This is a genomic window from Lentzea sp. NPDC020367, from assembly GCF_044387305.1.
Taxonomy (GTDB): Bacteria; Actinomycetota; Actinomycetes; order Mycobacteriales; family Pseudonocardiaceae; genus Lentzea.
This window is the reverse complement of record NZ_JBIRVV010000006.1, coordinates 555687-568042: the sequence shown is the minus strand read 5'-3', so window position 1 is coordinate 568042 and position 12356 is coordinate 555687. Positions and strand designations below refer to the sequence as shown.

Below are 12356 nucleotides of genomic sequence, written 5' to 3'. Positions count from 1 at the left end.
GTGAGCAAGCCCAACCTCGACGCCCTCTCTGGCGCCGGAGTTTCCATCTGGCTCGACGACCTGTCCCGTGAGCGGCTCACCAGCGGCAACCTGGACGAGCTGATCCGCGACTGGAACGTCGTCGGTGTCACGACGAACCCGACGATCTTCGCGGGCGCGCTCTCGAAGGGCGAGTCCTACGACGAGCAGGTCCGCGAGCTCGCGAACCGCGGTGCCGACACCGAGGCGACCATCCGCGAGGTCACCACGACGGACGTCCGCAACGCGTGCGACAAGTTCCGCGACATCTACAACTCGACCGGGGGTGTGGACGGCCGCGTCTCCATCGAGGTCGACCCGCGCCTGGCGTTCGACACGGACAAGACCGTGGCCGAGGCGCAGGACCTGTGGAAGACCGTGGACCGGCCGAACCTGCTGGTGAAGATCCCGGCCACCGAGGCGGGCCTGCCGGCGATCACCAAGACGATCGCCGAGGGCATCAGCGTCAACGTCACGCTGATCTTCTCCACCGAGCGCTACCAGGCCGTCATGGACGCCTACGTCGCCGGCCTGGAGCAGGCCAAGGCCAACGGCCACGACCTGCGTTCGATCCACTCGGTCGCGTCGTTCTTCGTGTCCCGTGTGGACACCGAGATCGACAAGCGGCTGGCGGCGATCGGCACGGACGAGGCGACCGCGCTCAAGGGCAAGGCCGCTCTCGCCAACGCGTACATCGCCTACGGAGCGTTCGAGAAGACGTTCCAGGGCGAGCGCTGGGAGGCTCTCAAGGCGGACGGTGCCAACGCGCAGCGTCCACTGTGGGCGTCGACCGGCGTGAAGGACCCGAGCTACTCCCCCACCCTGTACGTCGACCAGCTCGTCGTCGCCGACGTCGTCAACACGATGCCGGAGAAGACGCTGCACGCCGTCGCCGACGGGGGCAAGATCACCGGTGACACGGTCACCGGACGTGTCGCGCAGGGCCAGGAGGTGTTCGACCAGCTCGCCGCCGTGGGAATCGACCTCGAGGACGTGTTCAAGGTCCTCGAGACCGAGGGTGTCGAGAAGTTCGAGAAGTCCTGGGAAGAGTTGCTCGAGACGGTGACGAACCAACTGGCTCAACTGAAGGGCTGATCACGAAGTGACCTCCGTCGAAATCGTGAGGTCACCGAACGCCGACCAGGTCAGCATCATCGCTGCTGACCTGGTCGCGGATTCGGTGCCGAGCAAGCTGACCGCGCAGGACCCGACCCTGTGGGGGCCGGAAGCCGAGTCCGAGGCGAGCATTCGCCTCTCCTGGACGACGTTGCACGAGACGTCCCGTGCGCTGCTCCCCGATCTCGTGGCGCTGCGCGCCGCACTGCACGCCGAGGGCGTCGACCGCGTCGTCCTCGCCGGCATGGGTGGCTCGTCGCTGGCCCCCGAGGTGATCACGCGCACGGCCGGCGTGCCCCTGGTCGTGCTGGACACCACCGATCCCGCCCAGGTCGCCGACGCCCTTGCCGGTGATCTCGAGCGCACGGTGATCGTGGTGTCGTCCAAGTCCGGAGGGACTGTCGAGACCGACAGCCACCGGCGCATCTTCGAGAAGGCTTTCACGGACGCGGGCATCGACGCCGCGTCCCGCATCGTGGTGGTCACCGACCCCGGCTCGCCGCTGCAGAAGGCGTCCGAGGAAGCGGGCTACCGCAAGGTGTTCCTGGCCGACCCGAACGTCGGTGGCCGGTACTCGGCGCTGACCGCGTTCGGCCTGGTGCCGTCCTACCTGGCCGGTGCGGACGTCGAGACGCTGCTCGACGACGCGGCCGAGGTCGCGAAGGTCGTGTCGCAGGACTCCCCGGAGAACCCGGCGGTCGTGCTGGCCGGTGTCTTCGGCGCCGCGCACGCGCACGGTGCCGAGAAGATCGTCTTCGCGGACACCGGGTCCGGCATCAAGGGCTTCGGCGACTGGGCCGAGCAGCTCATCGCCGAGTCGACGGGCAAGAACGGCACCGGCCTGTTGCCGGTCGTCGTCGAAGGTCCCGGTGCCGAAGGCTTCGTGAACGCACGTTCGGACGCCACCACCGTCGCGATCGGACCGGCCACCGGGTCGGCGAACATCGCGGTCGAGGGTCCGCTGGGCGCGCAGTTCCTGCTGTGGGAGTACGCGACCGCGCTCGTCGGCCGGGTGCTCGGCATCAACCCGTTCGACCAGCCCGACGTCGAGGCCGCGAAGAAGGCCTCCCGCGCGCTGCTCGACGCGCCGGCCGTCGCCGCGACCGTCCCGTCCTTCGTGGACGGTCCGGTCGAGGGACACGGCACGGACTGGGCGCCGCGCAAGGTCCACACCGTCGCGGAAGCGCTTGCGGCGATCGTTGAAGTGGCGCCCGACCACGGCTACATCTCGGTTCAGGCGTACTTGGACAGGATCGACGACGCGTCGTTCGAGCTGCTCCGTGCGGAGATCGCGAAGAGGACGCACCTGCAGACCACGTTCGGCTGGGGTCCGCGCTTCCTGCACTCGACCGGCCAGTACCACAAGGGCGGTCACCAGAACGGCGTGTTCATCCAGATCACCGGCGAGTCCGGTGACGACCTGGAGGTGCCCGGCCGTCCCTACACGCTGGCGCAGCTGCAGCTCGCGCAGGCGCTCGGCGACGGTCAGGTCCTGGCCGAACACGGTCGCCCGGTGCTGCGTCTTCACCTCGAGGACCGCATCGCCGGACTGGCCCAGCTCGTCGAGGCAGTCCAGGAGGACGGCTCGTGACCACATCCGCCAAGTGGCACAACCCGCTGCGGGACGCGCGCGACAAGCGCATGCCCCGCATCGCGGGCCCGAGCGCGCTGGTCATCTTCGGTGTCACCGGTGACCTGTCGCGCAAGAAGCTCATGCCCGCGATCTACGACCTCGCGAACCGGGGTCTGCTGCCGCCGGGCTTCGGTCTGGTGGGCTTCGCCCGCCGCGACTGGGCCGACCAGGACTTCATGAAGGTCGTCCACGACGCCGTCAAGGAGCACGCGCGCACGCCGTTCAACGAGGCCGTGTGGCAGCAGCTCGCCGAGGGCATCCGGTTCGTGCAGGGCACGTTCGACGACGACCAGTCGTTCGACAACCTGGCCTCGTGCCTGGCCCAGCTCGACGCCGAGCGCGGCACGGGCGGCAACCACGCGTTCTACCTGTCGATCCCGCCGGGCGCGTTCCCGACGGTGGTCAACCAGCTCAAGCGCGCGGGCCTCGCCCAGACAGCACCCGACCAGTGGCGTCGCGTCGTCATCGAGAAGCCGTTCGGTCACGACCTGAAGTCCGCCAAGGAACTGAACCGCACGGTCAACGAGGTCTTCCCCGAGGAGTCGGTGTTCCGCATCGACCACTACCTCGGCAAGGAGACCGTGCAGAACATCCTGGCGCTGCGGTTCGCGAACCAGCTGTACGAACCCATCTGGAACTCGAACTACGTCGACCACGTGCAGATCACCATGGCCGAGGACATCGGTCTCGGTGGCCGCGCCGGGTACTACGACGGCATCGGCGCGACGCGCGACGTCATCCAGAACCACCTGCTGCAGCTGCTCGCGCTGATCGCGATGGAGGAGCCGGTCTCGTTCAAGCCGGCCGACCTGCGCGCGGAGAAGGTGAAGATCCTCTCGGCGACGCGTCCCGCGCAGCCGTTCGAGGAGACCACCTCGCGCGGTCAGTACACCGGTGGCTGGCAGGGCGGCCAGAAGGTCCCCGGTCTGCTGGAGGAGGGCGGTTTCTCGCCCGAGTCGAAGACCGAGACGTTCGGCGCGATCACCTGCGAGGTCAACACCCGTCGCTGGGCCGGGGTGCCGTTCTACCTGCGCACCGGCAAGCGCCTGGGCCGTCGTGTCACCGAGGTGGCCGTCGTGTTCAAGCGGGCGCCGCACCTGCCGTTCGACGACACGGCGACCGAGGAACTGGGTCAGAACGCCCTGGTGGTCCGGGTTCAGCCGGACGAGGGCGTGACGATCCGGTTCGGGTCGAAGGTGCCGGGCAACACCATGGAAGTTCGCGACGTCACGATGGACTTCGGTTACGGCCACTCGTTCACCGAGTCGTCGCCGGAGGCCTACGAGCGGCTGCTGCTCGACGTGCTGCTCGGTGAGCCGTCGCTGTTCCCGAAGAACGACGAGGTCGAGCTGTCCTGGGAGATCCTGGACCCGGTGCTGGAGTTCTGGGCTCGCAAGGACGAACCCGCGCTCGAGAAGTACAAGGCCGGTACGTGGGGGCCGCCTTCGGCGGACGCGATGACGGCTCGCACCGGAAGGCACTGGAGGCGTCCGTGATCATCGACCTGCCCTCGACCACCACCTCCCAGATCAACTCGCGGCTGGTCCGGCTGCGGGACGAAGGCGGTGCGACGACCCTCGGTCGCGTGCTGACCCTCGTGATCGTGACCGAGGACGGCCAGCGCACCGACGCCGCGATCGACGCGGCCAACGACGCTTCGCGCGAGCACCCCTGTCGCGTGATCGTCGTGGCCCGCGGTGCTCGTCAGGCGGCACCTCGCCTGGACGCGCAGATCCGCGTCGGTGGCGACGCCGGAGCCTCGGAAGTCGTCGTCCTGCGCCTGTACGGCGAACTGGCCAAGGAAGGCGCCTCGTGCGTCATGCCGCTGCTGCTGCCGGACACCCCGGTCGTGGCGTGGTGGCCGTTCGACGCGCCGGTGTCGCCGTCCAAGGACCCGATCGGTCAGCTCGCGCAGCGTCGCATCACCGACGCCGCGGCCGAGAAGAACCCGATCAAGGCCCTGGAGTCCCGGCGAGCGCACTACGCGCCGGGCGACACGGACCTGGCGTGGACGCGGCTGACGTTGTGGCGCGCCATGCTCGCCGCGTCGCTGGACCTGCCGCCGTACGAGAAGATCACCGAGGCCGAGGTGACCGGTGAGGCCGACTCGCCGTCCACCGACCTCCTCGCGGCCTGGCTGACCGACAAGCTGAAGGTCTCGGCCAGGCGCTACAAGGCGACCTCGGGCGAGGGCATCGTGCAGGTCAAGCTGGACCGTCCGTCCGGCGCCGTCGACCTGCACCGCCCGGACGGCAAGGTGGGCACGCTCGAACAGCCCGGCCAGCCGTCGCGTCGCGTGGCGCTGCAGCGTCGTTCGGTCCGCGACTGCCTCGCCGAGGAACTGCGCCGGCTCGACCCCGACGAGGTCTACGCGGCGGCGTTGAAGTCGCTGTCGAAGATCTCCAGGGGCCGTGCGCACTCCGCGGCGAAGCCGGCCGACGAGGCTCCCGCAGCGGAGTCCGCCAACGGTTCCGCCGCACCCAAGAAGTCGAAGGCGAAGGCTGGTTCGTGAGCAATTCGCAAGTGGTGGTCCACCGCGACGGCGACCTTCTGGCCGCCGCCGCGGCGGCCCGCCTGGTGACCCGCATCGTCGACGCCCAGGCCGCCCGCGGCTACGCGTCGGTCGTGCTGACCGGCGGCCGCACCGGCACCGCCGTCCTGGAGCACCTGAACCGGGGTGCCGCGCGGGACGCGGTGGACTGGTCTCGGGTCGACCTGTTCTGGGGCGACGAGCGTTTCCTGCCTTCGGGACATCCGGACCGCAACGAGACGCAGGCCCGTGCCGCGCTGCTGGACCACGTTCCGCTGGACCCGTCGCGGGTGCACGTGATGGAGCCTTCGGACGGCAAGTTCGGCGACGACCCCGAGGCCGCCGCCGAGGCCTACGCCGCTGTGCTGGCTTCCCTTGCGCGGCCGGAGGACCACGGCGACGTGCCCACGTTCGACGTCTGCCTGCTGGGCGTCGGCGAGGAGGGCCACGTGGCGTCGGTCTTCCCGGATTCTCCTGCCGTGCACGAGAAGGAGCGGACGGTCGTGGCCGTGCGCAACTGCCCGAAGCCGCCGCCGACGCGCGTGTCGCTGACGCTGGCGTCGACGCGGTGCGCGCAGGAGGTCTGGCTGATGACCACCGGTGAGGCCAAGGCCGCCGCCGTGGCCATGGCGCTGGACGGCGCCGGCGAGGTGCAGATCCCCGCGGCCGGTGCCACGGGCCGCCGCAGGACGTTGTGGTTGCTGGACACCGCGGCCGCCTCGGCGGTACCGGCGTTGTTCAAGCCACCGCTGGCGTGACGTTCAGGCCCCTGGGCTCCGGCTCAGGGGCCTTCGCCTTTCTCCGCGCAGCTTGCTGATGCGCAGCGCGCACGACGGGTGCGAGGCCAGCATCCGAGCCTTGAACCCGGCGTGGGCCCGTTGCTCGTCGTAGCCTTCCTTCACCCAGCGCTGCAACACTTCCAGCAGCACCAGCCGGTACCCGAGCTCGGCCGCGACCCGGTCCGCGTGCAACTCGGCCCTCCTGCTCGCCAGTGCCAGCAGGGGCGCGATCACCGGCACCAGCAACACCCACGGGCTGATCAGCACAGCCGCGACGCCGAGCGCCACGATCAGCACGAAGCTGACGACCCTGGCCCCGGTCGTGCCGATCTTGTCGCCCGCCACGTAGATGCCCACCCCGGCGACGACGACCAGCCACACCACCGCCCGCGCCGGCAGCTCGAACCACCAGCGCAGCAACGAGATCTTCGTGTGCCCGGCCAGGTGGTGCCCGATCTCGTGCGCCAGCACCGCTTCGAGCTGCTTCCGCGGCAACTGCAACGCCGCCGTCGACACCCCCACGACGTGCCCGCCGACGGCCATCGCGTTGATCTCCCTGGAGTTCTGGATCCGCAGCCGGTACCTCCCGGGATCCACCCCGGCCGCCCCGCACGCCTCTTCCAGCAACGGCTCCAGCGCGGCCCGCTCCGTCCCGGTCGGCCCGCGCATCCCGTGCACCAGCGCCGCCAGCAGCTTGCCCGTGGCCGGCAGGAACACGATCACGCCGGAAACCAGCCACACCACCGGAAACAGCCACGGTGTCTCCGGCGTCACGGCTCTGCCGACGAGCGTGATGATCAGCAGGCTGCTCAGCACCGTCGGCACCCCGAGCAGCAACTCGATCACGGCGGACATGTCGAAGCGTCGTCGGGGAGCGCGCACGTCATCACCTCGGGTCCGAGCGTTCCAGCGCGATCCCGTTTGTGTCCAGCCGAGTCGCCCGTCTCGCCCAGCGTGGTTAGCTGGAGGAGTCGACCGAGGGGGCGAGTTGCAGATCCGGGACGTGCTGGCCGAAGACGCGCCGGCGATCCACCAGATCAACCGCGAGGCGCTGGACTACGACTTCCCGCTGGAGGACACGGCGGCCCAGCTCGCGCGGATCATCAAGGTACCCAACGTGGTGCTGTTCGTGGCCGACGACGGCGCCGAGGTGCTGGGCTACATCCAGCTGAGCGACTACGAGAACACCTATCACCGGCCGCTGAAGAACCTGATCACGCTGGCCATCTCGCCACGCCACCAGCGCCGGGGCGTGGGGAGGGCGTTGCTGGCCGCCGGTGAGGAGTGGGCCTGGGCCGATGGTGCCGCCGGCATCCGTCTGGTGACCGGGGCGAACCGGGTGCACGCGCGGGAGTTCTACGCGGCCAACGGATACGTGGTGCGCAAGGAGCAGACCAACCTCATCAAGTGGTGGGCCTGACCGGCCTTCTCGGCGGGGGTGTGCGGTGCCGGAACGTCTCGTCGCTCATACCTCGCCCCGGTCCACCAGTTCCTCCATCACGTGCACCGGCAGCGACGGGTTCGCCGCCGCTGCCCCAGCCGTGAACTCACTCCCCAGCAACTCCACGATCGTGGGCACCGGCAGGTGCGGATGAGCGGCGGCCAGATGCCGGGCCTGCGCGTCCTCCAGGCACAGCAACAGAGTTGCACCCCACGCCGCAGGATGCCGCGCGACGGCCCGGTAGGTCTCCTCGACCGAACCGGCCCGCAAAGCCATGTGGTGCAACAACTCGGGCGGGCACAACGGATTCCGCGCCACCCGCGGGAACAGCGGAGGCCCGTGCCTCTCGACCAGCTCCCACAACTGCGCGACCGTCACCAGCGGATGGGTCGCGACCGCGCCCGCGACTCCACCATCGGAATCCAGCACCAGGCGGTCGAACAGATCCGCGGGAAGGTCAGGACGCCTGGCCACCAGCATCCGCACCTGCGCCACCGAGCACACAGCCAGTTCCCGAAGCTCGGTGACGGAAGCGGAAGCGATGCGGGGCAACGGATCGGGCCCGATGCGCGCCGACGGGGCCAGTTCCACCAGAAGGTCCAACGGGATCGCCGGGTTGCGCAGGAGCACGAGGCGCAGGGCGCGGGTCCCGGTGAGCTGGCGCAGGACCGGCACCGGGACGGCGGGGTTCGCGGCCAGCTGCGACAGGATGCCGGGTTCGAGTTCCGAGGCGAGCTGGTCGTAGACGTCGGACGGCAGGTCGGTGCGTTCGGCCAGGAAGTAGCGGGATGCGTGGTGGCGCAGCAGGTCCGCGGCGATGGACGAAGGTGTCGCGGGGTTGGCGGCCAGCTCGCGGGCCAGGGCGTCCTCGAAGCTCAACGAGGCCAGCACCGAAGCGGGCGTGTGCGGGCCGGCGGCGAGTGCGCGGCGCACGTCGAGGCTCGCGTGGCCGCTCAGCGTCACGGCCAGAGCGAGAGGTAATGGTTGGAAGGTAACCAATTCGGCGACCACGGACGGGTCGGAGTCGCGGGCCAGCAGGGCGACCACGTCGGCGGGCAGGGAGCAGGCGCACTCCGGGAGTCGCGCGCGGACGGCCGGGTCCGGGTGGAAGGCCAGTGCGCGGGCCAGTGCGGGGTCGGCGTCCGGGCTTCCGGTCACCACCAAGGCGACCGATTCGTTGGTGATGGGTATGTCGGCCGGGTGAACCAACCCCTTGTCCAGCAGCGTGTACACGGTTGTGGAGTCGGCATGGGCGAGGAGCGCGCGTATGTGCGCAGGAGAGAGATCAGCGCGTTGCGCCAGGTCAGGGGCCAACTCGGGGTGGGTGACCAGGCGGTCGAGCAGCGTGGCCGGCAGCGAGGGGTTCGACGCCAGGCCCTCCAGTACAGCGTTCACCAATCTCCCTGGTAACACGGCAGGCATTCCCCCCGACAACGCGTATCATCCCCAATCGCGTTGAGTAGCGGGGGTTTTGTGGCAAACGGCAGTGCGAAGCGACGTCCCACCATCGGGATGATCACCGCTGGCCCGCTCATCGAGCTCGCGGGCGAGCAGTGGCGTGGTGTCAGCGACGGAGCTCAGCGCCTCGGGTGCGACCTCGTGTGTTTCGTGGGCAGTGAACTGGACCATCCGGACCCGCTCAAGCGTCGCGCGAACACGGTCTACGACCTCATCTCGCCGAACCGCATCGATGCGCTCGTGGTGTGGACTACGCGCGTGGGGCAGCTCATCGGGTCCGAGGGCATGCAGGAGTACGTGAAGCGCTACGCGCCCATGCCCATCGTGAGCGTCGAAACAAGTCTTGCCCAGTGGCCAACGATCCTGATGAACAACCGCGACGGCATGAAGCAGGCCGTCGACCACCTCATCGAGGTGCACGGCAAACGCCGGATCGCGTTCGTCCGGGGGCCGCAAACGCATGCGGGCGCACGGGAGCGGTTCCTCGGCTACGCGGATTCGTTGCGCAACCACGGGATCCCGTTTGACCCCGCGCTCGTCACGATGCCGGGCTCGTTCATCTGGGAACCGAACGGCGCGACGCAGGCCGTGCGCAGGATGCTCGCGCGCATCAAGGAACCGCCGGACGCCATCGCCGCCGCGAACGACGACTACGCGATCGGAGTCGTGTCCGCGCTGGAGGAACTGGGCTACCGCACGCCGGAGGACGTCGCCGTCGTCGGGTACGGCAACCACACGAACGTTCGCACGCACGACGCGGCGAGTCCCGCGTTCACCACCGTCAGGGCGCCGTTCCTCGAAATGGGCTTCCGGGCGGCCGAACTCGCGGTGGCGCTGGTCAAGGGCCAGCCGACGCGCGAGCACCAGACCCTGCCGACCCAACTGATCGTGCGCCGGTCGTGCGGCTGCCTGCCGTCCGGGCTCGGCGACCACGCGCCCGCGCACGACCGGCTCAGCATCAACGAGTCCGCGACCGCGTCCACGGTGGCGGACCACCTGCGCGACTCGCTCGGGAAGCCCTCAGCGGACCTGCCGGACGGGTGGGCCGAGCAGCTGGTCGTCGAACTGATGGCGGCGGGACGCGGTGAGGTCGAGGGCGCGGAGTTCCTCAAGCTGCTGGCCGAGTACATCCGCTGGACCGCGCGCGCAGGGTGCGAACCGGCGAAGTGGTGGCCACCGCTGTTCGACCTGCATCGGTTCGTGACGGCGCGGATCAGCGACGCGACGATCATCAACGACCTGTGGCTGCGCGTGCAGCTGCTTCTCGGTGATGCGTTCGCCACGGACGCACGCTTCAAGTACCTGTCGCACGAGCGTCACGACCAGACGGTCCGTGAAGCGGGGCAACGGCTCATCGCGTCACGGGACGTGGACGAGTTGACGACCGCTCTCGCCGAGGAACTCCCCCGCCTCGCCATCCCCGGCTGTCACGTCATGGCGTACGACACGCCAGGCACGGCGCGCGCGCTCGTCCGGTACGAGAACGCCGAACTCAAGACCCCGCCGGCCACCCCGTTCCCCACGATCAACCTGACGCCGTACCCGTTCAAGCGCAACGTGCCGTTCAGCGCGCTGATCGCCCCGCTCTACACCGACGAGGACCACCTCGGGTACGTGATCTTCGAGGAGGGCCCGGAGCCCGGCTGGATCTACGAGGCGGTGCAGCAGCAGCTCAGCAGCGCGTTGCGGAGCATCAGGCTGATGCAGGAACTGAAGGACGCGCGCGCACGGCTCGAAGAACGCGTCGGCGAGACCGAAGCGCAGCTACGGCACGCACAGAAGATGGAGGCCATCGGACGGTTGACCGGTGGCATCGCGCACGACTTCAACAACATCCTCACGGTCGTGAACGGCAACAGCGAGATGCTGCTGCGACGGACCCTTCCGGACGATCCGAGGCGCACGGCGATCGAGGACATCAGGCACGCGGGCGAGCGGGCCGCGAACCTGACCAGGCAGCTGCTCGCGTTCACCCGTCAGCAGGTCCTGCACCCGGAGTCCCTGGACCTCAAGCACAACCTCACCAAGGTCGAGTCGATGCTGCGCACGCTCGTCGGCGAGGACATCGAGCTGGACATCGACCTGCCGGAGGACGTCGCGCAGGTGTGGGCGGACGCCGGCCAGGTCGAGCAGATCCTGTTCAACCTCGCGGTCAACTCCCGCGACGCGATGCCCACCGGCGGCACGCTCCGGATCTCGATCGAGGACCGGACCCTCGGCAACGGCGACACCGGCCGGATCGTCGGCGTGCGGCCTGGCGAGTACGTCGTGATGCGCGTCCAGGACACCGGCGCGGGCATGGCGCCGGACGTGCAGGCGCAGGTGTTCGAGCCGTACTTCACGACCAAACCGGTGGGCAAGGGCACCGGCCTCGGCCTGTCCACGGTGTTCGGCATCGTGCAGCAGTCCGGCGGGCAGATCGAACTGATCAGCGCACTGGGCGAGGGCACGACCGTGGAGGTCTATCTGCCCGTGCCGCACGAACGCAATGGCACGCCCGAAGCACCGTGCGCGCGTCGCACCACCACGCACCAGGGCGTCGGCACGGTGCTGCTCGTGGAGGACGACGCGCAGGTGCGGGTCATGACCCGGCGCTCACTGGAGACCGCGGGCTACGCGGTGATCGAGGCGGGCGACGGTCAGGAGGCGCTGCAACTCGCGACGGCGCACCGCAGCACGATCGAGCTCGTGCTCACGGACGTCGTGATGCCGAAGATGGGCGGCCCCGAACTCGTCCGGCTGCTGCGCTCGACCGGCGCGGCACCGGCCGTGATCTACGTGTCCGGGTACACGACCGACGAGATCCTCGACGACGAGGTGCTGATCACCAAGCCGTACGTGGAGTCGGACCTGCTCGAACGCGTCCGTCAGGTGCTCAGTCAGGACGCCTGAGCGCGGCGGGACACGGCGAGGCGGACCGTCTCGTCCAGCGCCTCGATCCGGAACGGCTTCTGCAGGTATCCGGCGACGTCGTGCCCTGCGAACCGCCGCTCCAGCGACGCGCGGTCGTAGCCGCTGGTCAGCACCACCGGCACGGCGAGGCCCTCGCGTTCGACCTGCGCCAGCACCTCTTCGCCGGACAGGCCCGGCATGCTGTGGTCGAGCAGCATCGCGCTGATGTCGGCGGACCGTTCGCGCAGGATCGCGAGCGCCTCGATGCCGTCGCTGGCCTGCAGAACTGTGAAGCCCAGCTCCTCGAGCAGGCTCACGGTGTACCTACGCACGGGGTCCTCGTCCTCGACCACGAGCACCAGCCCAGCCAGCGACATGCGGGCAAGTATGCCGGAAACTATTCGTGCCTTCAGCACCAGGTGTCCGACTATTTTTGGTAATTCTTCACGAACTGCTCCATCAGTGTGACCTGGGCCATTTGGATCACAC

The 12356-nt window shown here is 69.3% G+C and carries 10 protein-coding genes; 7 read left to right on the top strand and 3 right to left on the bottom strand.

Annotated elements, in window-relative coordinates:
- The 5 genes from tal to pgl are packed head-to-tail and all read left to right on the top strand — an operon-like array spanning position 1 to position 6055.
- Entirely contained in the window at positions 1–1113 is a 1113-nt protein-coding gene (gene tal, locus ACH413_RS27865; protein ID WP_360031381.1) for a transaldolase, read from the top strand.
- Between the two features lie 25 nt (positions 1114–1138).
- Positions 1139–2725 (top strand): glucose-6-phosphate isomerase, encoded by a 1587-nt coding sequence (locus ACH413_RS27860; RefSeq protein WP_360031383.1) that lies wholly within the window; start codon positions 1139–1141, stop codon positions 2723–2725.
- A gap of 50 nt (positions 2726–2775) precedes the next feature.
- Positions 2776–4263, top strand: a complete 1488-nt coding sequence (gene zwf, locus ACH413_RS27855; protein WP_360032503.1) for a glucose-6-phosphate dehydrogenase — start codon at positions 2776–2778, stop codon at positions 4261–4263.
- The gene (gene opcA / locus ACH413_RS27850; RefSeq protein WP_360031385.1) at positions 4260–5279 is read left to right on the top strand and encodes a glucose-6-phosphate dehydrogenase assembly protein OpcA; all 1020 of its coding nucleotides are present in this window, start codon (positions 4260–4262) and stop codon (positions 5277–5279) included. The genes zwf and opcA overlap by 4 nt, the downstream gene beginning before the upstream one ends.
- Positions 5276–6055: a 6-phosphogluconolactonase gene (gene pgl / locus ACH413_RS27845; protein ID WP_360031387.1), complete on the top strand. Its 780-nt coding sequence runs from the start codon at positions 5276–5278 to the stop codon at positions 6053–6055. The genes opcA and pgl overlap by 4 nt, the downstream gene beginning before the upstream one ends.
- Positions 6056–6058: 3 nt before the next feature.
- Here pgl and ACH413_RS27840 read toward each other — a convergent pair whose 3' ends face one another.
- A complete protein-coding gene (locus tag ACH413_RS27840) occupies positions 6059–6958 on the bottom strand; it encodes a M48 family metalloprotease (protein ID WP_360031389.1) in 900 nt (299 codons plus the stop codon).
- 106 nt (positions 6959–7064) lie between these two features.
- On the opposite strand from ACH413_RS27840, the gene ACH413_RS27835 reads away from it, so the two are divergent.
- Positions 7065–7496 carry a GNAT family N-acetyltransferase gene (locus ACH413_RS27835; protein ID WP_360031391.1) on the top strand — a complete coding sequence of 144 codons (432 nt, stop codon included), beginning with the start codon at positions 7065–7067 and terminating at the stop codon, positions 7494–7496.
- 45 nt (positions 7497–7541) lie between these two features.
- On the opposite strand, the gene ACH413_RS27830 is transcribed toward ACH413_RS27835, so the two are convergent.
- Positions 7542–8912: a hypothetical protein gene (locus tag ACH413_RS27830; RefSeq protein WP_360031393.1), complete on the bottom strand. Its 1371-nt coding sequence runs from the start codon at positions 8910–8912 to the stop codon at positions 7542–7544.
- A gap of 117 nt (positions 8913–9029) precedes the next feature.
- On the opposite strand from ACH413_RS27830, the gene ACH413_RS27825 reads away from it, so the two are divergent.
- Positions 9030–11867: a substrate-binding domain-containing protein gene (locus ACH413_RS27825; RefSeq protein ID WP_360031395.1), complete on the top strand. Its 2838-nt coding sequence runs from the start codon at positions 9030–9032 to the stop codon at positions 11865–11867.
- Here the strand turns inward: ACH413_RS27825 and ACH413_RS27820 are convergent.
- Entirely contained in the window at positions 11855–12244 is a 390-nt protein-coding gene (locus tag ACH413_RS27820) for a response regulator (RefSeq protein WP_360031397.1), read from the bottom strand. The two genes, ACH413_RS27825 and ACH413_RS27820, sit on opposite strands and share 13 nt — an antisense overlap.
- Between the last annotated feature and the right edge of the window lie 112 nt (positions 12245–12356).

What these genes read in the sequence shown, in the direction of transcription:
- ACH413_RS27825 (WP_360031395.1), top strand. Translation starts at nt 9,030, where the DNA reads ATGATCACCGCTGGCCCGCTCATCGAGCTCGCGGGCGAGCAGTGGCGT.
- zwf (WP_360032503.1), top strand. Translation starts at nt 2,776, where the DNA reads ATGCCCCGCATCGCGGGCCCGAGCGCGCTGGTCATCTTCGGTGTCACC.
- ACH413_RS27820 (WP_360031397.1), bottom strand. Translation starts at nt 12,244, where the DNA reads ATGTCGCTGGCTGGGCTGGTGCTCGTGGTCGAGGACGAGGACCCCGTG.